Origin of the sequence: Streptomyces sp. Z423-1 (genome assembly GCF_013009255.1) — a bacterium.
In the GTDB taxonomy this organism is placed as follows: Bacteria; Actinomycetota; Actinomycetes; order Streptomycetales; family Streptomycetaceae; genus Streptomyces; species Streptomyces gossypiisoli.
Window position 1 is genome coordinate 1,930,263 of record NZ_CP053109.1, and the last position, 24,518, is coordinate 1,954,780.

The 24,518-nt window shown below is 68.0% G+C and carries 16 protein-coding genes and 2 pseudogenes; 4 read left to right on the forward strand and 14 right to left on the reverse strand.

The features are described 5' to 3' along the window. Positions 1 to 17: 17 nt before the first annotated feature. The 7 genes from HJD23_RS08925 to ngcE form a co-directional block, all read right to left on the reverse strand. Entirely contained in the window at positions 18 to 1,313 is a 1,296-nt protein-coding gene (locus HJD23_RS08925; protein WP_171116137.1) for a sugar ABC transporter permease, read from the reverse strand. Further along, entirely contained in the window at positions 1,310 to 2,101 is a 792-nt protein-coding gene (locus tag HJD23_RS08930) for an ATP-binding cassette domain-containing protein (RefSeq protein ID WP_171116139.1), read from the reverse strand. The genes HJD23_RS08925 and HJD23_RS08930 overlap by 4 nt, the downstream gene beginning before the upstream one ends. 185 nt (positions 2,102 to 2,286) lie before the next feature. After that, on the reverse strand, positions 2,287 to 3,393 hold the full coding sequence (locus HJD23_RS08935) for a substrate-binding domain-containing protein (RefSeq protein WP_171118973.1): 1,107 nt from the start codon (positions 3,391 to 3,393) through the stop codon (positions 2,287 to 2,289). Between the two features lie 133 nt (positions 3,394 to 3,526). Next, entirely contained in the window at positions 3,527 to 4,738 is a 1,212-nt protein-coding gene (locus tag HJD23_RS08940) for an ROK family transcriptional regulator (RefSeq protein ID WP_171116141.1), read from the reverse strand. Positions 4,739 to 4,928: 190 nt separating this feature from the next. Beyond that, complete coding sequence (locus tag HJD23_RS08945) at positions 4,929 to 5,852, reverse strand: carbohydrate ABC transporter permease (protein WP_171116143.1); 924 nt, start codon at positions 5,850 to 5,852, stop codon at positions 4,929 to 4,931. 3 nt (positions 5,853 to 5,855) lie between these two features. Continuing rightward, a complete protein-coding gene (locus HJD23_RS08950) occupies positions 5,856 to 6,782 on the reverse strand; it encodes a sugar ABC transporter permease (RefSeq protein WP_171116145.1) in 927 nt (308 codons plus the stop codon). 59 nt (positions 6,783 to 6,841) lie between these two features. Then, on the reverse strand, positions 6,842 to 8,305 hold the full coding sequence (gene ngcE / locus HJD23_RS08955) for an N-acetylglucosamine/diacetylchitobiose ABC transporter substrate-binding protein (RefSeq protein ID WP_171116147.1): 1,464 nt from the start codon (positions 8,303 to 8,305) through the stop codon (positions 6,842 to 6,844). Between the two features lie 412 nt (positions 8,306 to 8,717). Here ngcE and HJD23_RS08960 point away from each other — a divergent pair, with 412 nt between their 5' ends. After that, on the forward strand, positions 8,718 to 12,467 hold the full coding sequence (locus tag HJD23_RS08960; protein WP_171118975.1) for a GH92 family glycosyl hydrolase: 3,750 nt from the start codon (positions 8,718 to 8,720) through the stop codon (positions 12,465 to 12,467). 174 nt (positions 12,468 to 12,641) lie between these two features. After that, positions 12,642 to 13,559: a sigma factor gene (locus HJD23_RS08965; RefSeq protein ID WP_171116149.1), complete on the forward strand. Its 918-nt coding sequence runs from the start codon at positions 12,642 to 12,644 to the stop codon at positions 13,557 to 13,559. An 84-nt stretch (positions 13,560 to 13,643) separates the two neighbouring features. On the opposite strand, the gene HJD23_RS08970 is transcribed toward HJD23_RS08965, so the two are convergent. From HJD23_RS08970 to HJD23_RS08985, 4 genes and pseudogenes are all read right to left on the reverse strand, one after another. Beyond that, entirely contained in the window at positions 13,644 to 14,384 is a 741-nt protein-coding gene (locus tag HJD23_RS08970; protein ID WP_171116151.1) for an NAD(P)H-binding protein, read from the reverse strand. Positions 14,385 to 14,577: 193 nt separating this feature from the next. Next, positions 14,578 to 15,678, reverse strand: coding sequence for a lytic polysaccharide monooxygenase (locus HJD23_RS08975; protein ID WP_171116153.1), 1,101 nt, complete (start codon positions 15,676 to 15,678; stop codon positions 14,578 to 14,580). 256 nt (positions 15,679 to 15,934) lie between these two features. Then, positions 15,935 to 18,667 (reverse strand): aconitate hydratase AcnA, encoded by a 2,733-nt coding sequence (acnA, locus tag HJD23_RS08980; RefSeq protein WP_171116156.1) that lies wholly within the window; start codon positions 18,665 to 18,667, stop codon positions 15,935 to 15,937. Between the two features lie 269 nt (positions 18,668 to 18,936). Continuing rightward, positions 18,937 to 19,245, reverse strand: a pseudogene (locus tag HJD23_RS08985) (nitroreductase); the annotation flags it as partial. Positions 19,246 to 19,250: 5 nt separating this feature from the next. Here HJD23_RS08985 and HJD23_RS43640 point away from each other — a divergent pair. Then, positions 19,251 to 19,442: pseudogene (locus HJD23_RS43640) on the forward strand (hypothetical protein); the annotation flags it as partial. Positions 19,443 to 19,604: 162 nt separating this feature from the next. Then, on the forward strand, positions 19,605 to 21,134 hold the full coding sequence (locus HJD23_RS08990; protein ID WP_171116158.1) for a UDP-N-acetylglucosamine 1-carboxyvinyltransferase: 1,530 nt from the start codon (positions 19,605 to 19,607) through the stop codon (positions 21,132 to 21,134). A gap of 26 nt (positions 21,135 to 21,160) precedes the next feature. Here HJD23_RS08990 and HJD23_RS08995 read toward each other — a convergent pair whose 3' ends face one another. The 3 genes from HJD23_RS08995 to HJD23_RS09005 all read right to left on the reverse strand — a co-directional run bounded on the left by HJD23_RS08995 (position 21,161) and on the right by HJD23_RS09005 (position 24,307). Then, on the reverse strand, positions 21,161 to 21,985 hold the full coding sequence (locus HJD23_RS08995; RefSeq protein ID WP_171116160.1) for a PIG-L family deacetylase: 825 nt from the start codon (positions 21,983 to 21,985) through the stop codon (positions 21,161 to 21,163). A 100-nt stretch (positions 21,986 to 22,085) separates the two neighbouring features. Continuing rightward, positions 22,086 to 22,520 (reverse strand): VOC family protein, encoded by a 435-nt coding sequence (locus tag HJD23_RS09000; RefSeq protein ID WP_171116162.1) that lies wholly within the window; start codon positions 22,518 to 22,520, stop codon positions 22,086 to 22,088. A gap of 14 nt (positions 22,521 to 22,534) precedes the next feature. After that, positions 22,535 to 24,307 carry an amino acid adenylation domain-containing protein gene (locus HJD23_RS09005; RefSeq protein ID WP_240980666.1) on the reverse strand — a complete coding sequence of 591 codons (1,773 nt, stop codon included), beginning with the start codon at positions 24,305 to 24,307 and terminating at the stop codon, positions 22,535 to 22,537. Between the last annotated feature and the right edge of the window lie 211 nt (positions 24,308 to 24,518).

The following is a 24,518-nucleotide window of genomic DNA, read 5'->3' on the forward strand; positions in this document are numbered from 1 at the left end:
CCCCTACGGCGCAACCCCTATGCGCGACCCGCGGTCTTCTGGGTCTTGCGGGTGATCGAGTCGATCACCACCGTGGTGAGCAACACACCCGCGGTGATCATGTACTTCACCGGCTCAGCGATGGACTCCAGCTGCAGCCCGTACTGGATGGAAACGATCACCAGCACACCGAGCAGCGCGTTCCACGTACGCCCCCGCCCACCGAACAGCGACGTACCACCGATCACCGCCGCCGCGATCGCGTTCATCAGCAGGTCACCGGTACCCGCACTCTGGTTCGCGGACGCGATCTTCGACGCCAGGAACAGACCACCGATCGCCGCGAACCCACCGGAGATCGCGAACACGGAGATCCGTACCGCCGTGACGTTGATACCCGCACGCCGCGACGCCTCGACGCTGCCACCGAGCGCGAAGACCTTACGGCCGTACGAGGTCCGGCGCAGCAGGAAGTCCGTACCCACCAGGAACACCAGGAAGATCACGGTCGCCAGCGGCAGACCCTTGTACTGGTTGTACATGAACGCCGCGGCGAAGGAGATCACCGCGAGCAGCCCCGTGCGCAGCAGCGTGTCGCTCAGCGGCCGCGACGGGATGCCCGCCGCCTCGCGGCGCCGGTTGCCGAGGAACGAGGTGATGAAGAAGATCGCGGTCACCACGGCCGCCAGGCCGTACGCGGCGGCGATGTCCGTGAAGAAGTACGTCGTCAGCCGGCCGATGAGGCCGTCGCTGTCGAGGTTGATCGTGCCGTTCTCGCCCAGCGTCTGGAGCATGAAGCCCAGCCAGAAGAGCAGACCGGCCAGCGTGACGGCGAACGCCGGGGCGCCGAGGACGGCGAAGAAGAAGCCGTGCGCCGCGCCGATGAGGGCGCCCGCGCCGACGGCGAAGAGTACCGCCACCCACTCGGGCCAGCCCTGGTTCACCGCGAGCACGGCCGCGATGGCGCTGGACGCGCCGCTGACGGAGCCGACGGACAGGTCGATCTCGCCGAGCAGCAGCACGAAGACGATGCCGACCGAGATCATGCCCGTACCGACCATCGTGACGGTGATGTCACTGATGTTCTGCGCGGAAAGGAACGCGGAGTTCAGGCTCTGGAAGACGACGCAGATGACGATCAGGCCGATGACGACCGGGATGGAGCCCAGCTCACCCGCCTTCAGCTTGCGCTTGAACTCACCGAGGTAGCCCGCGAGTCCCTGCTCGCGCACGAGCAGCCGGGGGTCGACGGCGGTCACCGCGGCGGAGGCCGCCTCGGGGTTCTCGACGGCGTGTTCGTCCGCCGCGGGCGTGGAGGTCTTGTCGATGCTCACTGGGAAACCTCCCCGTTCGTGCGCGCCGCACGGCGGGTCACGGCGTTTTCGGTGGCGCCGGTGATGGCGGAGATGATCTCCTCCTGCGAGGTCGTCTTGACCTCGAAGACACCGTTGTTGCGGCCGAGGCGCAGCACCGCCACCTTGTCGGCGACGGCCTTGACGTCGGCCATGTTGTGGCTGATCAGAATGACCGCGTGGTCGCGCTCGCGCAGCCGCTCGACCAGGTCGAGGACCTGGGCGGTCTGCTCGACACCGAGGGCGGCGGTCGGCTCGTCGAGGATGACGAGCTTGGGCTCGCCCAGCATCGAGCGCGCGATGGCCACGGTCTGGCGCTGACCGCCGGAGAGCGAGGCGATCGGGATGCGCACGCTGGGGATGCGGATCGACAGCGTCTGCAGCAGCTCGCGCGAGCGGCGCTCCATCTCGACCTCGTCGAGGACACCCCACTTCCTCAGCTCACGGCCGAGGAACAGGTTGCCGACGACGTCGATGTTGTCGCACAGCGCGAGGTCCTGGTAGACGGTCGCGATGCCCAGGGCCTGGGCGTCGTGCGGCCTGCTGATCGAAACGGCCTTGCCTTCCCATTCGATGACGCCCTCATCGATGGGGTGCACGCCGGCGATCGTCTTGACCAGCGTGGATTTTCCGGCGCCGTTGTCGCCGACCAGGGCGACCACCTCACCGGCGTGGACCTCAAGCTCTACGTCGGTGAGCGCCTGAACGGCACCGAACCGCTTGGAGACCCCGCGCAACGCCAGCACGGGCGTAGCGGACACGTGAACCATCTCCTTCGCCGCCTGACCCGGCGGGAGGTTGTGCAGAAAGACTGGGGGGATTTTCCGTCCGGCGCCCCGGGTCGAGCTTGCGGGGCTGTGTGTGACGCGGGGCGCCGGAGGAGCCTTGAGGTACGGCCGTCCCGTACGGGAACTCAGTGACGGGTTCCCGTACTTGGAAGGGGACCGAGACCGTTTCAGCCGCCGATGCCGAGCTTGTCGCAGGCCGACTTGTAGTTGCCGGCGCAGATCTCGTCGGCGGTGTAGATGCCGTCCTTGATCACGGTGTCGTTGATGTTGTCCTTGGTCAGGGAGACCACCGGGACCAGGACCGACGGGATGTCCGTGGCGCTGCCGCTGGAGACCTTGTCCTTGGCGATGGAGCCCAGGTCCTCACCCTTGGCCAGGGCGACCGCCATCTCGGCGGCGACCTCGGCCTCCTGCGGGTAGGACTTGTAGACGCTCATGTACTGCTGGTCGGTGATGATGCGCTGCACGGCGGCGAGCTCGGCGTCCTGGCCGGTGACCGGGATGTCGGCGATGCCGGCGGCCTTCAGGGCGGTGATGATGCCGCCCGCCATGCCGTCGTTGGCGGAGTACACACCGGCGATCTTGTCCTTGCCGAGCGCCGTGATCGCCGCCTCCATGTTGGCGTTGGCGTTGTCCGGCGACCACTCCTTGGTGTCGAACTCGCGGCCGATCTTCACCTTGCCGTCGAGGACGGAGTGCGCGCCCTTCTTGAACTGGGCGGCGTTCGGGTCGGTGACCGAGCCGTTCATCATGACGATCTGGCTGTCCTTGGCCTTGGCGCCCAGGGCCTTCAGCAGGGCCTCACCCTGGGTCCGGCCGACCTCCTCGTTGTCGAACGAGGTGTAGGCGCTGATCGGGCCCTCGGCCAGGCGGTCGTAGGCGACGACCTTGATGCCGGCGTCCACGGCCTTCTGCACGGAGTTCTTGATCGCCTTGGCGTCCACGGCGTCCAGGATCAGCACGTCCACCTTGTTGGTGATCATCGTGTCGACCTGCTGCGCCTGCAGGTTGGCGTCCTGGCGGGCGTTGTTGTACTCGACCGTCGCCTTGTTGTTCGTCAGCTCCTTGATCTTCTTCTCGATCAGCGGCCGGTCGAACTTCTCGTAACGCGCGGTCTTGTTCTCCGGAAGGAGCAGGCCGATCTTGATGTTGTCGCCCTTGGCGGCGGCGGAGCCGGTGGCGTCGGTGTCGCCGCCCGCTTCCTCAGCGCTGCCACAGGCGGCGAGCGAGACGGCCATCGCACCGGCGGCGATGGCAACGGCGGCACGACGCATACGCGTGTTCAACTTCATAACCTCCCTGACGAGGCCGCGTCGTTGCGGCCGAGGTGGCTGGAAGTCAACTCGGCCACACGTGCGACGTCAAGAAGTAAATCCTTAACGGGTTGGCAACGGTGCCATCCGTTCTCTAAGTGAAGGCGGGTGCGGTGGCCGGAAGCCTGCCGGGGACACTGCCGTCCAAAAGTGTCGAATCGCCCATCTCGCTGAGGGCGAGGGCGAGCGCTCCGAGCACCTCAGCACGGCCGCCAAGTGCCCCTGGGAGAATGGACAGTTGGCGCGCGGCGCTGGGGATGGCGTAGCGGCCGACGGACTCCCTGATCGGCCCGAGGACCAGCTCTCCGGCCTCGGCGAGATCGCCGCCCAGGACCACTCGGCTCGGGTTCAGAAGATTGCACAGGTTGGCGACTCCACTGCCGATGTGGCGGCCGACGTCGGCGATCACCCGACGGCAGCCGGGGTCACCGTCCCGGGCCAGCCGTACGACACCCTCCATGGTCAGGTCGTTGCCGTGGCTGGGCTGGAGCAGTGGAAGCACATAGCGGGCGGACGCGAAGGTCTCCAGGCAGCCCCGGTTACCGCAGCGGCAGACGGGGCCGGACTCGTCGAGCGTAATATGTCCGATTTCTCCGGCTGTGCCGCCGGGACCTCGGTAGATCTTCCCGTCGATCACCAGGCCCGCACCGACACCGCTGGCGACCTTGATGTACGCCAGGTCCCGCACGCCCTTGCCGCTGCCCCACACCAGCTCGCCGAGGGCGCCCAGGTTGGCGTCGTTGTCCACGTGCACCGGTACGCCGAGCCGCCCCCGCAGCTCCTCGGCGGGCCGGGCGCCGGTCCAGCCGGGCAGGATGGCGGTCGAGCCGAGCGTCCCGGACTCCACGTCGATCGGCCCGGGTACGCCGAGGCCCACCCCGGCGATCTTGGCCCGGTCCACCCCGGTCGCCGCGATCAGCCGGTTGACCAGCTCTTCGGCCCGGTCGAAGCCCTGCGCGGCGGAGGCGTCGACGTCCAGCGGCTCGGACTCCTCGGCGAGCACCTGGTGGGCCAGGTTCCCGACCGCGACGCGCAGGTGTGTGTGCCCGAAATCGACGCCGATGACAATGCCGGCGTCACCGCTGAGCGAGACGCTGCGGGCCCGGCGGCCACCCGCCGACGTGGGCGTGACCTCGACCGTTCCGCCGTCCTTCAGCTCACGGACGATGTTGGAGACCGTCGCCGCGGACAGACCGGTCGTCCTTGCGATCTCCGCCTGCGTAAGGGATCCGGCCAGCCGTACGGCTCGGACCACCCGCTCCAGGTTGGCTCGGTGCAGCGACGACTGCGACCCCGGAGTCTCCACGACGACCTCCTGCGCGCGGGACCGCATCGATGAGGCCCCGTCTATGTCCAACTAGTGAACTCTAAGCTGAGCCGTCCGGGGTGCCTCCCGTCAAGAGGTTGAACAGTTTCGAGGCCGCGCGCACAGCACGCACACCGCTCCCGGGCGTGGGAGCGGTGTGCGCGCGATCGGTTACGAAGTGCTACTGCCGTTACTTCAGCGCCCCCGCCGTCAGCCCCTGCACCACCTGGCGCTGGAAGACGATGTAGGCCGCCAGCACCGGCAGCATCGCCATCACCAGACCGGCGAAGAGGCCGGACCAGTCGCCCTTGTATCCCTGGCTGACGGCCAGCTGCACCAGGCCCTGGGTGAGGACGCGCTTGTCGGGGTCGGTGTTGAGGACCGTGGGGAGCATGTACTGGTTCCACTGGCCCAGGAAGTTGAAGATACCGACGCTGACCAGGCCGGGCTTGGCCATGGGGAGCATGATCTGGAAGAACGTCCGGGTGTGGGAGGCGCCGTCCACGAAGGCCGCTTCCGCCACCGACGTCGGCAGCGTGCGGAAGAACGCCGTCAGGAAGAACACCGTGAACGGGAGCGAGTACGCGATGTAGACCAGGATCAGGCCGTGAATCGTGTTCAGCAGGCCCATGTTGTTCACGACGTAGAACAGCGGGACCAGCGCGAGCATGATCGGGAAACTCATGCCGCCGATGAACAGGAAGTAGATGAACCGGTTGCCGGGGAAGTCGAAGCGGGCGAGGACGTACGCCGCCATCGAGCCCAGCACCAGCGTGCCGGCCAACGACCCTCCCACCACCAGGACGGTGTTGAGGAAGTAGTCGCTCATGTTGGCCTCGGTCCACGCCCGCGACCAGTTCGAGAAGTGCAGTGTGTCCGGCAGCGACCAGGGTGAGCCGAAGATGGAGCGGTCGTCCTTGAAGGACGTCATCACCGCCCAGAGCAGCGGCATGACGACCATGAACGCCCAGATGACGAGAACGCCGTGCGAGAAGACGTTGAGGACGGTGCCCTCTTTCTTGTCGCGGGAGGGCACTTCGGACGGGAGGCCGGTCTTGGTGACGGGCATACCGGACTCGGCCGGTACGGGAGCGGTGGTCTCGGTCGTCTTCATCTGTCAGTACTCCAGCCGCTCGCGCCGTCCCAGCCGCATGATGATCGCGGCGAAGGCCAGCGTGACAACGAGCAGGGCCACGCCGATCGTGGTGGCGTAGGCGGCCTGCCCGTCACGGAACGCTTTCTGGTACACGTACAGGACCATCACCGTGGTCGAGTAGTCGGGGCCGCCGGGCCCGGTCGTCATGATGTGTACGACCGCGAACGACTCGGCGCCCAGGGCGAGGATGCCCATGTAGACCCAGCCGGACTGCACGGTGTCCCACAGCAGCGGCAGGGTGATCCGGAAGAACGTGCTGGCGCGGCCGGCGCCGTCGAGCAGCGCGGCCTCGTACAGATCCGCCGGAATGGAGGCCATACCGGCGGAGAACAGGACCACAAAGAAACCGACCGTGGACCAGACGATCACCGCCATCACGGCCCACAGGGCGAGGTTCGGGTCGCCCAGCCAGAGCGGCTGGACGCTGTCCAGCCCGATCCCGCGCAGGATCGAGTTGATCGCGCCGCTGTCCGGGTTGTACGCGAAGGCGAACAGCAGCGCGACGATGGCGATCGACAGCGCCTGCGGGAAGAAATAGACGATCTTGTAGAACGAGGACCCGCGGACACCGGTGATGGCCGGGCCGCCCTTTCTGCGCCGTCCGCCCACATTGATCATGAAGGCGAGGAACAGCGCGAAGCTCAGTGTCACCAGCGGCAGCAGCAACGCGAACAACAGGCTGTGCTGCAACGACTTCCAGAAGATGTCGTCGTCGAGCATCCGCTCGTAGTTGTCGAAGCCGACCATCTTGAATTCGGGGCTCAGGCCGGTCCAGTCCGTGAAGGAGTAGTAGATGGACTGGATGAACGGCCAGACGACAAAGAGCGTGTACAGCCCCAGGGGCACCGCGAGGAACCCCACGATGAACCGGTACTTGCCGTGCTGCATGTGCTATCGACCCCGATCTGCGCGCGGATGCAGCCGCTGGTGACGGATCCTCACCGGACCTACTGGTGCTTGTAGTGCTTGATCGACGTGTCCTTGGCGGTCTCATCGGCGAAGCCCTGGATCTTCTTGATGGCCTCGGCCGGGGTGAGACGCCCGGCCATCATCTCGCCGAGACCGGAAACACCGATCTTCTCCTTCTGCAGCTGCACGTACCAGTCCTGCATCCGCGGGTTCACCACGTTCTCGCCGGCCTTGTCCAGCGCCGCGACGCCGGACTTCAGCCCCGGGGTCAGGGTGATGCCGTCCGTGCCGCCGTTGTACGCGGTCAGCGACTTGACCTTGCTGGTGAAGTTCTTGGAGCTCGCCTCGCTCAGCATGATCCGCAGCTGCTCCATGCCGCCCGCAGGGTTCTTCGCCTTGGCCGGGACGATGAACGGCTCACCGCCGGAGGCCCAGATGGTACCGAAGGGCAGCTTGTCGGAGCTGTCGATACCGGTCGGCGCGGAGACGGCGAGGTCGAAGTCCTTCGGGATGACGTTCGCCGACTCGTTCTCCACCCAGGAGCCGTTCGGGATGAACAGCGCCTTGCCCTGCGCCCACGCGGTCTGCGACTGGATGTGGTCCAGGCCCGGGGTGCCCTTGAGGACGTAGCCCTTCTTGTAGAGCTCGTAGTAGGCCTCGAAGCACGCCTTGACCGCCGGGTGCTTCCAGGCGTTCGGCTCCAGGTTGTCGATGGCGTCCAGGACCTCGACACCGCCGACCTTGCCGATCATCGGGTAGAGCGAGAAGGGGAGGTAGTACGGGTACTTGCCCGCGTACGTCCAGCCCGCCATGCCCTTCTTCTTGGCCTTCTCGCAGACCGCGAGCATCTGGTCCCAGGTCTCGGGGTACTGCTCGTCGAGCGAGTCCAGGGCCTTCTGCGAGTACCAGACGCCGTAGACCGTGTAGGCGTAGTACATGATCCAGACCGGGTCGCCGTCCAGCCGGCCCATCTCCACGATGCCGGGGCGCAGCGTGTCCCGGACCTTCTTGTTCGGGTCGTCGTACGACGGGGCGTCCAGCAGCGGAGTGAGGTCGGCGAGCTGGTTCTTGCTGGAGAGGACGCCCATGTCCATCTGCTCGGCACCGGAGTTGTCGATGAGGTCCGGCGGGGTGCCCTGGTTGAAGCGGGGCTGGAGCGTGGACTGGATCTTCTGGGTGGCGGAGAACTTCACGTCCACTTCGGGGAAGTTCTGCTCGTAGATCTTCACGGCGTCCTCGGCGTACTCCTTGCCGAAGCCGCCGTCGAACAGCACGAACTCCATCGGCGCGGTGTCATTGACGCCGAGCGGGTTCTTCGCGGTCTTCTCGCCCTCCTTCGCCTTGCCCCCGTTGTCGCCTCCCCCGCTGCTGGCGCACGCCGACAGGAAGCTCATCGTCGGTACGGAAATCAGGCCGAGCGCGGCAGAACGCTTGATCACATCGCGGCGACCTACACCCGCGGAGCCGTTGTTCTCAGGGTTCTGGGCAGAAGTGGATCCCATGCTCAAGTCCTCGCCTTCTCCAGGACTCAGGCGGTGAACCGGATCCTCCCCGGCACCGCGATCGGGTCAAGCTGGGGTCGTGCAGGAAGTGCGGAATCATGCGAAGTGCCGACAGGTATAGTCCACTTCCCGCCGACGGAGCAAGATCAAATGCAAGGTTGGCCAACGGTCTTTTCCGAGTTGAGACCTCGCGGAAATATGAGCGGCCTGTGGGTGCCTTGCCGGAAAAGTCCGCGGCAAAGGCCCCGAATGCCACAGCCAACACCCTTGACAAGGCCAGGCACTTGAGCCACAACTGGTCCTTGCGCAGCGAAGTTGACAACGTTGTCCGCGCGCCAGGGAGGGTCCGTTGAAGCAGCAGAGAGCTCGGCACAGATGGGGTTCGGCGGTCGTGACGGCGACCGCCTTCGCTTTGGCCGTGGGCTCGCAGGGCGCGGCGGTCGCCCTGCCCGCCGCACCGACGGCCGCCGACCGGGAGTTCCTGTCCTCGTTCGAGACGGGGGAGCCGGCACCGGACTGGCTGAACACCGTCGACACCGCACCGGACGGCAGCAAGCGGGCCGCCGGTGTGGACGGCGGTTACAGCAGCGGCATTCCGGGCAATGTGACCGACCACGTCACCGACGTACGGGCGAGCGGCGAGAACAGCGGCGCCGGGGAGGTGAAGGAGAACCTCGTCGACACCGAGCCCACCACCAAGTGGCTGACGTTCACACCCACGGGCTGGGTCGAGTTCGACCTGGACAAACCGGTGAAACTCGCCCGGTATGCCCTTACCTCGGCCAACGACCACGACGAACGCGACCCGGTGGACTGGACCCTGCAGGGCTCCACCGACGGCAAGGACTGGAAGACGCTCGACAGCCGCGCCGGTGAGGCCTTCTCGGAGCGTTTCCAGACGAAGACGTACGACATCGCGGACACCGCTTCCGCCGAGTTCCGGCACTATCGGCTGGACGTCACCAAGAACAACGGCGGAACCATTCTTCAGCTGGCGGACGTGCAGTTCTCCACGGGCGGCAGCGACGGCCCGGTCCCGCAGGACATGCTGTCGCTGGTCGACCGCGGCCCGAGCGGCTCGCCCACCGCTAAGGCGGGCGCCGGCTTCACCGGCAAGCGGGCGTTGCGGTACGCCGGCCGGCACACCACGGACGGCCGGGCCTACTCGTACAACAAGATCTTCGACGTCGACGTGGCCGTCGGCCGCGACACCGAACTGTCGTACCGGATCTTCCCGTCGATGGCGGACGGGGACCGGGACTACGACGCCACGCACGTCTCCGTCGACCTCGCGTTCACCGACGGCACCCACCTGAGCGACCTCGGAGCGAGCGACCAGCACGGCTTCCGGCTCTCCCCGCGCGGGCAGGGCGACGCCAAGGTGCTGTACGTCAACCAGTGGAACAACGTCGTCTCGCGGATCGGTTCGGTGGCGTCCGGGAAGACCGTCGACCGGATCCTGGTGGCGTACGACTCCCCCGCCGGACCGGCGAAGTTCCGCGGCTGGGTGGACGATGTGTCGCTGGCCGTGAAGGCTCCCGAGAAGCCGAAGGCGCACCTGTCGGACTACGCGGTCACCACGCGCGGCACCAACTCCAGCGGCGGTTTCTCACGCGGCAACACCTTCCCCGCGACCGCCGTGCCGCACGGCTTCAACTTCTGGACACCGGTGACCAACGCGGGCTCGCTCAGCTGGCTGTACGACTACGCCCGCGCCAACAACGCGGACAACCTGCCCACGATCCAGGCGTTCAGCGCGAGCCATGAGCCGAGCCCCTGGATGGGCGACCGGCAGACCTTCCAGGTGATGCCGTCCGCCGCCACCGGCACCCCGGACATAGGGCGGACGGCGCGGGCCCTGGCCTTCAGGCACGAGAACGAGGTCGCGCGGCCGCACTACTACGGGGTGCGGTTCGAGAACGGTCTGAAGGCCGAGATGACCCCGACGGACCACGCGGCGATGCTCCGGTTCACCTACCCCGGCGACGACGCGAGCGTCCTGTTCGACAACGTGACCGACCAGGCCGGTCTGAGTCTCGACAAGGAGACCGGCGTGGTGACCGGGTACTCGGACGTGAAGTCCGGCCTGTCGACCGGCGCGACCCGGCTGTTCGTCTACGGCACCTTCGACAAGCCGGTGACGGAGGGCTCGTCCAGCGGGGTGAAGGGCTACCTGCGTTTCGACGCGGGCGCCGACCGCACGGTGACGCTGCGCCTGGCGACCTCGCTGATCAGCGTCGACCAGGCCAAGGACAACCTGCGCCAGGAGATCCCCGACGGCACCTCCTTCGAGGCGGTCAAGGCGAAGGCGCAGCGGCTGTGGGACCGGCTGCTCGGCAAGGTCGAGGTCGAGGGCGCGACGCCGGACCAGCTGACCACGCTGTACTCCAGCCTGTACCGGCTGTACCTGTACCCCAACTCCGGCTTCGAGAAGGTCGGTTCCACGTACAAGTACGCCTCACCGTTCTCCCCGATGCCGGGTCAGGACACGCCGACCCACACCGGCGCGAAGATCGTCGACGGCAAGGTGTACGTCAACAACGGTTTCTGGGACACGTACCGGACGACCTGGCCGGCGTACTCGCTGCTGACGCCGTCCCAGGCGGGCGAGATGGTCGACGGGTTCGTGCAGCAGTACAAGGACGGCGGCTGGACCTCGCGCTGGTCGTCACCGGGTTACGCCGACCTGATGACCGGCACCTCGTCGGACGTCGCCTTCGCGGACGCGTACGTCAAGGGCGTCGACTTCGACGCGAAGGCGGCGTACGACGCGGCGGTGAAGAACGCGACGGTGGTGCCGCCGTCGTCGGGCGTGGGCCGCAAGGGCATGGCGACCTCACCCTTCCTCGGCTACACCAGCACCGACACGCACGAGGGCCTGTCGTGGGCGCTGGAGGGCTACCTCAACGACTACGGCATCGCGCGGATGGGCCGGGCGCTGTACGAGAAGACCGGCGACAAGCGCTACAAGGAGGAGTCCGAGTACTTCCTCGACCGCGCCCAGGACTACGTCAACCTCTTCGACTCCGAGGCCGGTTTCTTCCAGGGCCGGAACGCGCAGGGCGACTGGCGGGTGGAGTCCTCCACGTACGACCCGCGCGTGTGGGGCTACGACTACACCGAGACCAACGGCTGGGGCTACGCGTTCACCGCGCCGCAGGACAGCCGGGGGCTCGCCAACCTGTACGGCGGCCGGAGCGGGCTCGCGGAGAAGCTCGACGAGTACTTCGCGACGCCGGAGACGGCCTCGCCCGAGTTCGTCGGCTCGTACGGCGGTGTCATCCACGAGATGACGGAGGCGCGCGACGTCCGGATGGGCATGTACGGACACTCCAACCAGGTCGCCCACCACGCGATCTACATGTACGACGCGGCCGGTCAGCCCTGGAAGGCGCAGGCGAAGGTGCGCGAGGTGCTGTCCCGCCTCTACACCGGCAGCGAGATCGGCCAGGGCTACCACGGTGACGAGGACAACGGCGAGCAGTCGGCCTGGTTCCTGTTCTCCGCGCTCGGCTTCTACCCGCTGGTGATGGGCAGCGGCGAGTACGCGGTCGGCTCACCGCTGTTCACCAAGGCGACGGTCCATCTGGAGAACGGCCGCGACCTGGTGGTCCGGGCGCCGAAGAACAGCGCGAAGAACGTCTACGTGCAGGGTCTGAAGGTCAACGGCCGCAGCTGGACGTCGACGTCGCTTCCGCACTCGCTGCTCGCCAAGGGTGGGGTGCTGGAGTTCGACATGGGGCCGAGGCCGTCGAAGTGGGGCACGGGCAAGGACGCGGCACCGGTTTCCCTCACCAAGGACGACAAGGTGCCGACGCCGCGGGCGGATCTGATCACGGGCGAGGGTGCCCTCTTCGACAACACGTCGGCGACGGACGCGAGCGTGACGTCCGTGGAGCTGCCGGTGTCGGGGCGGACGAAGGCGGTGCAGTACACGCTCACCTCGTCCGACCGCGCGAAGGCTCCGACCGGATGGAAGCTCCAGGGGTCGGCGGACGGCAAGAGGTGGCGGACCCTGGACGTGCGTGCGGGCGACGCCTTCCGGTGGGACCGGCAGACGCGGGCGTTCTCCGTGGCGCGGGCCGGTGCGTACGCGAGGTACCGCCTGGTCTTCAGCGGAGGGGAGGCGACGCTCTCGGAGGTCGAGTTGCTCGGCCGGTAAGGAGACTGTCGTCCCGTGCGGCGCCTCCCGCGCGTTTCCCGGCGGGAGGCGCCGCTTCCGCGCGTTGCTGTTCTGCCGGCGTGGCCGCCGTAGGATCGCAGTGAGCGGGCCGTCCTTGCGCCGGGGGTACGCCGGTCCGGGGTACGACGGTGGAGCTGCGGAGGCATCGGCTTCATGGACGAGCAGGGGCCGCTCAGCGACGACTCGCTGAGCGAAGCGGCGGACGCCTTCCAGCAACTGCGTCCACGGCTGTTCGGTATCGCCTACCGCATCCTGGGCAGTGTGACCGAGGCCGAGGACGTGGTGCAGGACGTGTGGATGCGGTGGCAGGGCGCCGACCGGGGCGCGGTACTGGATCCCGGGGCGTTCCTGGCGAAGATCACCACGCGTCTGGCGATCAACGTGGCTCAGTCGGCGCGCGTACGCCGTGAGGCCTACGTGGGGCCGTGGCTGCCGGAGCCCGTGGACACCAGTGTGGATCCGCAGGTCGGCGCGGAGCGCGGCGAGGCGCTGGAGCTGGCCGTGCTGCTGGTCCTTCAGAAGCTGAATCCCGTGGAGCGGGCGGCCTATGTACTGCGGGAGGCGTTCGACTACGCGTACGCCGAGATCGCGAGCATCATCCTGCAGCTGAGCCAGGCCAATACGCGGCAGATCGTCAGCCGGGCCCGCAAGCGCCTGTCCGCCGAGCAGCGTGAACCCGTCGACACGGCACAGCACCGGCGCCTGCTCGAAGCCTTCGTCGCCGCCGCGCAGCACGGTGACGTCGCCGCGCTGGAGAACGTGCTGTCGGCCGACGTCGTCGCCTACGCGGACGGCAACGGTATGCGCGGCGTGGCGCAGCTGGCGGTCGTGGGGGCCGAGCGCGTGGCCAGGATCAGCGCCTTCGCCCAGAAGTTCTTCCCCGGCGCCGAGTACGGCGTGGTCGAGGCCAACGGCCGGCCCAGCGTGCTGCTCGTCAAGGACGGGGTGAGCGTCGGTCTGGTGAGCGTCACGACGGGACCGGACGGTATCGACGGGCTCTACTGGGTCCTGACGCCCGAGAAGCTGGGGGCGTACGAGAGGTCGGCACGCAGGCTCAGCGGGCGGCCGTAGCGTCTGCAAGGCGTTGTGACGGAGGGGGCACCACGACAGCACGCGGTGCCCCCTCCATCGGTCGGTCGGACTACGGGGCTCCGGTCAGTTCTTCGTGAGCCAGTCCTCGTAGCGGGTGGCCGCAAGCTGCGCCGTGTCGTCGCCGATGAGCACCCCGTCGGGCATGCCCGCGAACACGCCGGCGGCCTCGTCGGTGGCGATGGTGCGGCCGTCCGGCTTCACCGCCAGGGTCATCTCACCGAGCCGGTCGAGCCGGTGCACCTCGGGGCCCGCGATGTTGCGCACGCCGTTCGACGGCTCGCCCTGCGCCGCCTCGGCGACGACGGCGGCGACATCGGCGGAGGCGATGGGGCGCAGCCGCAGGGACGGCAGGCGCACCTCCGTGCCCTCGGTGGACATGCCCATCACCGGGGCGATGAACTCGAAGAACTGGGTGGCGCGCACGATGCTGTAGGGCACACCGCTGCCGCGCACGGCTTCCTCCTGGGCGACCTTGGCCTGGTAGTAGCCGTAGTCCGGTACCTGGTCGACCCCGACGATGGAGAGCGCGACGTGGTGGCGGACACCCGCCTCCCGCTCCGCCTCGAACAGGTTGTGCGCCGAGCGGGTGAAGAAGTCCAGCGCCGCCTCGGTCTCGAAGGACGGGGAGTTCGACACGTCCACGACCACGTCCGCGCCCTTGAGAGCCCCTGCCAGGCCCTCGCCGGTGAGGGCGTCGACGCCCGTGGAGGGGGCGGCCGGCACTGCCTCGTGACCACCGTCGCGCAATAGTGCGACGACCTGCGAGCCGATGAGCCCCGTACCGCCGACGACCACGATCTTCATTACTGTCTCCGTTCGCTGATGCGACTTTCAAAACGGATACCGGCGACGGCACGCCGGACCCGGTGCGTCAATGCACACATCAGCAAGACAGGGCAGCGGCCGGGTCTATGACACCGGCGGACCACCTGCGTCGGCTCGCGGACCCGGTGGACGTCGGCTCGGCGGCCACCGGGTCCGCCCGGGGCGGCGTGGGTCAGCCGACCCGGCAGGGCAGGCTCGTCGTCGTATCACCGCCGGAGCCGGAGACGACGTAACCGAAGGTGGTGCTCTCTCCGGGATCCAGCGATCCGTTCCAGCCTGCGTTGTGCACCATCACGGCCTGGCCGTGGTAGGTCGCAGTGCCGTTCCACAGACTCTCCACCTGCTGGCCGCTCGGCAGCGTCCAGTCGACCATCCAGCCGAGCATCGGAACGTCACCGGTGTTGGTGACGGTGACCTCGGACTGGTGGCCGCCGTTCCAGCTGCCGGTCGTCGTACGGGTGGCCGTGCAGGTGCCGGGCGGGGGCTCGGTGGGCGGGTTGCCGGGGTCCTTGACACCGGTGACCTCGCCGTTGCCGCCGTCGAAGACGACGTCCGAGCAGGAGTAGAAGGTCTCCTGGCTGTCGGAGCGCTGCCAGACCATGTAGATGATGTGGCGTCCCGACTTGTTGTCGGGGAGCGCGCCGGTCCAGGAGTAGTTGGCCTCGACCGTGCCCGGGCTGCCGTTGAGCGGCGGGTGGTCGACGCTGAGGAACGGCTGTTCCTCCATGTCGTCCCAGGTGAGGGTCCGGGTCGGGTCGAAGCCGTCCTTGGTGATGTAGACGTGGAACCAACCCGGGTGCGCGGCCCAGGCGTTGTAGGAGAAGTCGACGGTCGCGCCCGAGGTGAGGTGGGTGAGCGGCCAGTCGCTGTGCGGCAGGTTGAAACCGGTGAAGTTGGTGTTTCCGCCGCTGCACAGCTCGCCGTCCGGTACGAAGCCGCGGGTGCGGCCGGCGCCGTCCGAGCGCAGCACGGAGAACCAGTTGTAGAACGGGGTCGTCCCGCTGACCTGCTGCGCCGCCCTGCAGGCCGGGTTGACCGGCTTGATCTCACCGGTGTCGGTGAGGCCGTCCTGCCAGCACAGGAAGGTTCTGCTGGCCGGTTTCATGGGCGTGCCGTGGGCCTCCGCCGGGCTGCCGGAGCTGAGGACGATCAGGCCGAGGGCGGGGATCGTCGCGAGCAGCGAGAGCAGGACCAGGAGGAGGGCGGTGGGGCGGAAGGACCGGCGTGGTAATCGCCGGTCGGGGGGTGGCGAGTCGGGGAGTGTCGTGAGCATGACAGATCAACGTCCCTTCACTGAAAGGTCGCCAGAAATCGTTCCTGAGTGTGCGTTTTGGGCGAGGTGGGAGCGGACCCGGGCACGCGGGTTCCGGTCCGCCCGCCGTCTTATGGGAGCGCTCCCACCCACCTGTTTCGGAAGCTAGCGCGGAGCGGCTCGCTTGTAAACGGCCGCTCCGCCCCGAAAATTCGGGGACGGCAAAGGCCGCACCCCCGTTGACCGGGGATGCGGCCCGAACGCCGTACCGGATCCGTTACTTGCGGATCAGGCTGCGCAGCACGTACTGCATGATGCCGCCGTTGCGGTAGTAGTCGGCCTCACCGGGGGTGTCGATCCGGACGACCGCGTCGAACTCGACGCCCGTGTCGGTGGTGACCTTCACCGTGCGCGGCGTGGTGCCGTCGTTCAGCTCGGTGACGCCGGTGATGGAGAAGGTCTCCTCGCCGGTCAGGCCGAGGGTCTCGGCGGACTGGCCCTCCGGGAACTGGAGCGGCAGGACGCCCATGCCGATGAGGTTGGAGCGGTGGATGCGCTCGTACGACTCGGCGATGACGGCCCTGACGCCGAGCAGGGCCGTACCCTTGGCCGCCCAGTCACGGGACGAACCGGAGCCGTACTCCTTGCCCGCGAGAACGACCAGCGGGGTGCCGGCCGCCTGGTAGTTCTGCGAGGCGTCGTAGATGAAGGAGACCGGGCCGCCCTCCTGCGTGAAGTCACGCGTGTAGCCGCCCTCGGTGCCCGGCGCGATCTGGTTGCGCAGGCGGATGTTGGCGAACGTACCGCGGATCATGACCTCGTGGTTGCCGCGACGGGAACCGTAGGAGTTGAAGTCGGCGCGCTTGACGCCGTGCTCCGTGAGGTACTTGCCCGCCGGGGTGTCGGCCTTGATGGCGCCGGCCGGGGAGATGTGGTCGGTGGTGACCGAGTCGCCCAGCTTGGCGAGGACACGCGCGCCCGAGATGTCGGAGACCGGAGTGGTCTCCATCGTCATGCCCTCGAAGTACGGGGGCTTGCGGACGTACGTCGACTGCGGGTCCCACTCGAAGGTGTTGCCGGTCGGGATCGGCAGCGCCTGCCACTGGGCGTCACCCGCGAAGACGTCGGAGTAGGACTTGTTGAACATGTCCTCGCCGATGGCGTTCGCCACGACGTCGTTGACCTCGGCCTCGGACGGCCAGATGTCGGACAGGTAGACCGGCTTGCCCTCCTGGTCCGTGCCGAGGGCGTCCTTGGTGATGTCCACCTTCATGGAGCCCGCGATGGCGTACGCGACGACCAGCGGCGGGGACGCCAGGTAGTTCATCTTGACGTCGGGGTTGATCCGGCCCTCGAAGTTGCGGTTGCCGGAGAGGACCGAGGTGACGGCGAGGTCGTGGTCGTTGACGGCCTTGGAGACCTCCTCCGGCAGCGGGCCGGAGTTGCCGATGCAGGTGGTGCAGCCGTAGCCGACGAGGTTGAAGCCGACCTTGTCGAGGTACGGGGTGAGGCCCGCCTTGTCGAAGTAGTCGGTGACGACCTTGGAGCCCGGGGCGAGGGTGGTCTTGACCCACGGCTTGCGGGTCAGGCCCTTCTCCACGGCCTTCTTGGCCACCAGGGCGGCGGCGACCATGACGTACGGGTTGGAGGTGTTGGTGCAGGAGGTGATGGCCGCGACCGTGACCGCACCGTGGTCCAGCGTGTAGGTCGTGCCGTCGGGGGCGGTGACGGTGACCGGGTTGGACGGGGCGCCGTTCGGGATGGTCGAGGGCGCGTCGGAGCTCGGGAAGGACTCCTTGCTGGCCTCGTACTCGTCGTTGACGTAGTTGCGGACGTCCTGCTTGAACTGCTCGGCGGCGTTGGCCAGGACGATGCGGTCCTGCGGGCGCTTCGGACCGGCGATCGACGGGACGACCGTCGACAGGTCCAGCTCCAGCTTCTCGGAGAACTCCGGCTCCGCGGCCGGGTCCAGCCACAGGCCCTGCTCCTTGGCGTACGCCTCGACCAGCTTGACCTGCTGCTCGGAGCGGCCGGTCAGGCGCAGGTAGTTCAGCGTCTCGTCGTCGATCGGGAAGATCGCGGCGGTGGAGCCGAACTCCGGCGACATGTTGCCGATGGTGGCGCGGTTGGCGAGGGAGGTGGCGGCGACGCCCTCGCCGTAGAACTCGACGAACTTGCCGACGACGCCGTGCTTGCGGAGCATCTCGGTGATGGTCAGCACGAGGTCGGTGGCGGTGGTGCCGGGCTTGAGCTCACCGGTCAGCTTGAAGCCGACGACGCGCGGGATGAGCATGGAGACCGGCTGGCCGAGCATCGCGGCCTCGGCCTCGATGCCGCCGACGCCCCAGCCGAGGACGCCGAGGCCGTTGACCATGGTGGTGTGGGAGTCGGTGCCGACCAGGGTGTCCGGGTACGCCTTGCCGTCGCGGACCATGACGACACGGGCCAGGTGCTCGATGTTGACCTGGTGGACGATGCCGGTGCCGGGCGGGACGACCTTGAACTCGTCGAAGGCGGTCTGGCCCCAGCGCAGGAACTGGTAGCGCTCCTTGTTGCGGCCGTACTCCAGGTCGACGTTCACCTTGAAGGCGTCGTTGGTGCCGAACTTGTCGGCGATGACGGAGTGGTCGATGACCAGCTCGGCCGGGGCCAGCGGGTTGATCTTCGCCGGGTCGCCACCGAGCTCCTTGACGGCCTCGCGCATGGTGGCGAGGTCGACGACACAGGGCACACCGGTGAAGTCCTGCATGATGACGCGGGCCGGCGTGAACTGGATCTCCTGCGACGGCTGGGCCTGCGAGTCCCAGTTGCCGAGGGCGCGGATGTGGTCGGCGGTGATGTTCGCGCCGTCCTCGGTGCGGAGCAGGTTCTCCAGCAGGACCTTAAGGCTGTAGGGGAGCCGGGCCGAGCCCTCCACCTTGTCCAGGCGGAAGATCTCGTACGACTCGTCGCCGACCTGCAGCGTGCTGCGGGCGTCGAAGCTGTTCGCCGACACGACAGTCTCCTTCATTCATGTGCGCGTACCACCGCATCCTGCCGCCACGCCTACTTGGCCGATCCGATAAGGTAAGGCTAAGTTAGGTAACCCTTACTGGGGTGGCGACCGCAGTGCGCCCCGGCAGATATCTCGATGTCGAGATAACTCTAGTACATGCGGGCTGGATGGTCATGCCCGGACCCGGTGCGAGTCGCCGTGGCGGCAGGATGCGACGTGCGGACGGGTCCAGTTCGTCCAGGGCGAAGATCTCTGGCGTCAGCGACCGTCGGTCGACTCGTCCGGGGCGACAGGACCTCCGCGACGGCCCTGTGGAACTTCGCCCACGCCATCCGCGGGCAGCTGTGCAGCCCTTCGGCGCGCAGCAGCAGCATGACGGTCTGCGGATACATGCCGACGTCGGACCACTGGGCCGGGCCCAGGTCCCGGTCGATGTAGCAAAACAGGGCGGCGGGCGCGCCGAAGCAGTCCCAGTTCGCGGCAGCGGCCCGCCGGCGCGCCTCCAGGCCCTCGCGCGGAATGCCGAGCGCGCCGTAGCGCTGCTCACCGAAGGCGGAGCGACGCTCGCGGTACGGGGACTTCAGCGCGGGCGGTACCGCTCGTCCCGGAACTCGCCATGGCCCCCCATAATCCGGTCATGTCCGCACTCGCGCCCCTTTATGGGGATTCAGGTGAGCGTGTCTTCGAGGACGCGGCCACCAAGGCGAAGGAAAGCCCCCCACGGTTTGCGACGACAGGCGAGCCTCGTCAGCAGGTCCGTCAGCTTCTCGCGCTCGCCGGGGACCAGTGAACGTCCTTGAAACCAAATGCGTTGCCTCCGTGCACCCATCAGCACGCCAAGTCGGGGTAACCGAAGGTGAGGTCCCGTTGCCGCAACGGCGGCATTGACGGGACGTCACCCGAATGGACCCCCCGGGAAGCACCATCTCATATCTGAGATAACCTCAGCCTCATGGCAGACGATTACCTCGTACGCATCGGCAAGCTCATCCGTGACGCCCGGCAGCACCGCGGCTGGACGCAGTCGCAACTTGCCGAAGCGCTCGGAACCAGCCAGAGCGCCGTCAATCGCATCGAGCGCGGCAACCAGAACATCAGCCTTGAGATGATCGCCCGAATCGGTGAAGCCCTCGACAGTGAGATCGTCTCTCTGGGCTACGCGGGCCCGATGCATCTCAGGGTGGTCGGCGGTCGTCGGCTGTCCGGGGCCATCGATGTGAAGACGAGCAAGAACGCGTGCGTGGCTCTGCTGTGCGCCTCGCTGCTCAACAAGGGGCGTACGGTGCTGCGTCGGGTCGCCCGGATCGAGGAGGTGTACCGCCTCCTGGAGGTGCTCGGGTCCATCGGTGTCCGTACCCGCTGGATCAACGACGGCGTCGACCTGGAGATCGTGCCGCCGGCCGACCTCGACATGGCGGCGATCGACGCCGACGCCGCCGTACGGACCCGCTCCATCATCATGTTCTTCGGTCCGCTGCTGCACCGTATGGACCGCTTCAAGTTGCCGTACGCCGGCGGCTGCGACCTCGGGACCCGGACCATCGAGCCGCACATGATCGCGCTGCGCCGGTTCGGGCTGGACATCGCGGCGACGGAGGGTCAGTACCACGCCGTTGTCGACCGGTCCGTGCGTCCCGACCGGCCGATCGTGCTGACCGAACGCGGCGACACGGTCACCGAGAACGCGCTGCTGGCCGCCGCCCGCCACGACGGCGTGACGACGATCCGCAACGCCTCCTCCAACTACATGGTCCAGGACCTCTGCTTCTTCCTGGAGGCGCTCGGCGTCAAGGTCGAGGGCATCGGCACCACCACGCTCACCGTGCACGGTGTGCCGACCATCGACGTCGACGTGGACTACTCCCCCTCCGAGGACCCGGTCGAGGCGATGAGCCTGCTCGCCGCCGCGGTGGTGACGGAGTCGGAGCTGACGGTGCGTCGGGTGCCGATCGAGTTCCTGGAGATCGAGCTCGCGGTCCTGGAGGAGATGGGCCTCGACCACGACCGCACACCCGAGTACGTCGCCGACAACGGCCGTACCCGGCTGGTGGACCTCACCGTCCGGCCCTCCAAGCTGGAGGCGCCGATCGACAAGATCCACCCGATGCCGTTCCCCGGTCTGAACATCGACAACGTCCCGTTCTTCGCGGCGATCGCGGCGGTCGCGCAGGGCAAGACGCTCATCCACGACTGGGTGTACGACAACCGCGCGATCTACCTCACGGACCTGAACCGCCTCGGCGGCCGACTCCAGCTCCTGGACCCGCACCGCGTCCTGGTCGAGGGCCCCACCCGTTGGCGCGCCGCCGAGATGATGTGCCCGCCCGCCCTGCGCCCCGCCGTGGTCGTCCTGCTGGCGATGATGGCGGCGGAGGGGACGTCGGTCCTGCGGAACGTGTACGTCATCAATCGGGGCTACGAGGATCTGGCGGAGCGGCTCAACTCCATCGGGGCGCAGATCGAGATTTTCCGGGACATCTAGTCCCCGACCTGCACGGGCAGCCAGACCTAAAGCGCACTTACCACCCTCTCGGATGGTCCGTATGCATTGACTGAACCGCCTTCTACTGCCGCGGCCTGTCCGGTCGAAGCGGCGAGGAGCGCATCCAGCGCTCCGGGCTCGCCCTCGCGGACGAACCATTCCCGGCCATACGCTGCGGCGAAGCCCGCGGGGTCGAGGTCTGCCGCCCCGACCTGGCTGGCGTGCGTGGCCATCGCGGCCATCTTGGCCAGCAGGTCGGGGCCTTCCGCCTTGACGGTGACCGAGATCCGGGACGCAGGAACCCCCACGTCCATCGGATCACCGGCAGCGCCGTGCAACACGTGGCGCGGCCCCGCACAGAGGGCCGCGGCATCCACAGTGGCCTGATACCCGCTCAGGCGCAGACTGCGGGTGACCATGGCGCCCACGCGGTGCACTTGGACATGGTCGATATGCCCGTAAATGCCGCGGGGGTCGTAGTGCACCACCGTGGAGGCACCTTCACGGCCGGCGATCCGTGCCACTTGACGTGCGACCTCCGCGACGGATGCCGCGCCAAGCGTTCCTGCCCGGTACGGGCCGCTGTGAGCACCGGAATCGGAGTAGCCGAGGACCTCCAATCTGGCCACACCCAGCAATTCGCAAGCACGTTCGAGTTCGGCGAGACGGCGGCTGCGCAAGGATTCTCCGCGTGGCAACGGGACTTGAGGGATGCCGGCGGCACCATCGGTGGCCGTGACGAGGACCACGCGAGCGCCGGCGTCGGCCAGGCGGCGCATCGTCAGCCCGGTGAAGATGGCTTCGTCGTCCGGATGGGCGTGCAGGACGATGACTGTGTGCGAGGAAATCATGATGTGGTCCCGAAGTGGTCGCGGCGACTGGGCACGGTCGTGACGGACGGCACGTCCGGCCGCGGCGGGCGCGCGTGCCCGTCTGGTGCGGTGAGAGCGGTCAAGTAAAGGCCACCGCACCCCACTCGTGCGGCGGTACGTCACGCAGGTGCTGCGTGAATTCCCAAAGATGGCCTTCGAGGTCCCGGACCAGGTATTGACGCAATCCCCATGGTTTGTCCATCAGGGGCTGCACGATGTGAGCGCCCGCTGCCGTGGAGCGGGCAAAGTGCTCGTCCACGTCAGGAACCCAGACGATGATCTGCTTGCAGGTGTGCCCGCCGGTGCAGGTGCCGGAGTGCCGTCCGCCGGTTGGTCGGACCATGACGATGCCACCGCCTGTGTCAAGGTCGGCGTGTTGGACGGCCCCCGACACCGGCTGCTTGAGGAGCAGGCGGAATCCGAAGACTTGCACGAGCCAGTCGACAGCGCCATCGGGGTCGGCGTAGGCCAGTTCGACGACCACATGAGGGAAGCCTTGGGCCGGGTCGTACACGACATCTCCTTCCATCAGGACTCGCGCGACGCCCGCACGACGGAAGCGAGCTCGGACAGGGTGCCTGCCTCGAACACCGCCCTCATCGGCACGGTGACCCCCAGCTCGTCGCGGAGCCGTCCGGCGAGCCGGGTCGCCAGCACCGAGTGACCGCCGAGTTTGAAGAAGTTGTCGCCCGGCCCGGCCTCCGGTACCGCCAGAATTTCCCGGACCATCAGGCACAGCCTGCTCTCCACCGAGGCGTGGTCATCGCCGGCATCGCCACCCGTGGGTTCCTCGTCGTGGTGCGCCGCCGACTCGGCGAGATCCCGCAACGCCGCACGGTCGATCTTGCCGTTGGCGGTGACCGGGAGCCGCCGCAGCAGCTGGACCGATGAAGGCACCATGTGCTCGGGCAGGGTCTCCGCCGCGTGCACACGCAGTTCGGCAGCGGACACCTCGGCGCCGTCGATGGTGCTGACGTAGGCGGCAAGGCGAGCGCCCCCGAGGTCGCCGACCACCACTGCGGCAGCGACGTCGACCGCGGGGTGGGCCGCCAGCCGCGCCTCGACCTCGCCCAGCTCGACGCGGAAACCGCGAATCTTCACCTGATCGTCGCCTCGGCCGGAGAACACCAGTTGCCCGTCCTCGCGACGGCGGCCGCGGTCGCCGGAGCGGTACATGCGGCTACCCGGCGGGCCGAAGGGGTTGGGCACGAACCGGGTGGCCGTCAGCCCTGGCCGGTACAGGTAACCGCGGGCCACGCCGTTGCCCGCCAGGTACAGCTCCCCGTCGCTGCCGTCCGGGACCGGACACAGGCGCTCGTCGAGGACGTGCACGCTGTTGCCCGACCATGGCGTGCCGATGGTGATCTCGTCGGAGGTGTCGATGGGGCCGGCGATGGTGGACCCGACCGTGGTCTCGGTCGGCCCGTAGCCGTTGAACATACGACGCCCCGGCGCCCACTTGGCCGCCAGTGCGCGGGAACACGCGTCGCCGGTGGACATCACCGTGCCGCCTACCAGCACATCCTCGGGGTCGGTGACGCTCAGTGCGACCGGGGGCAACACGGCGTGGGTGACCGCGTGGCGGCGAAGCGTGTCGTGCAGCGGCTGGCCGGGCAGCAGCTCCTCGGCCGGGGCCACGACCAGCGTGGCACCGGACAGCAACGCCGCCGACCAGTCCCAGAACGCCGCGTCGAAGCTGATGGACGCCCACTGGAGCACGCGGTCGCCCGGCTGGGGCGCGATGGACGCGGCTTGGGCGGCCACGATGTCGGCGACGCCGGCGTGTGCCACGGCGACGCCCTTGGGCGTCCCCGTCGAGCCCGACGTGTAGATGACGTACATCAGGTGCTGTGGGTGGAGAGGAGCAGTGCGGCACGTGTCGGTCAGGTCGTGGGCGGGCCGCGACGCGGTCTCGCGCACCGCGTCGGGGTCGTCCACCACCAGCTCGGAAACCGGCGCCCCGAGGTCGAGCGACACCCGCGCCAACCGGACCAGCAGAACCGGCCGGGCGTCCTCGACCATGTGCGCCAGCCTCTTGGCGGGGTACTGCGGGTCCAACGGGAGGTAGGCGCCACCGGCTTTCAGCACCGCCAGCAGCACGACCATCAGTTCGTCGCACTTCGGCATCGCCACCGCCACTGTGGTGTCGGGGCCGACCCCGCGCTCGACCAGCACCCGCGCCAACCGGTTGGCGCGGGCGTTGAGCTCGGTGTAGGTCACGACGCGGTCGCCGAACACCACCGCTGGGTTGTCACCCGCACGCGCCACAACGGACTCGAACAACTCCGGAACGGTGGGCACTTGCTCACTCCGTCCTGTCGGTACTGGGGCTATGAGCGCGCTGCGCCGGCCACCGAAGCTAGCCGCCCGCCGGTGCGTCGGCGCGTCGTTCCGAAAGGACTGCGACAGGGCCGTGCTGCGCAAAGCACGGTCCTTTCGCGTCCCTGTCGCCGTTGCCTCACGCCAACACGACATGAGCCACGCTGGAGCAATGGCGTCCAAACGCCGTGCT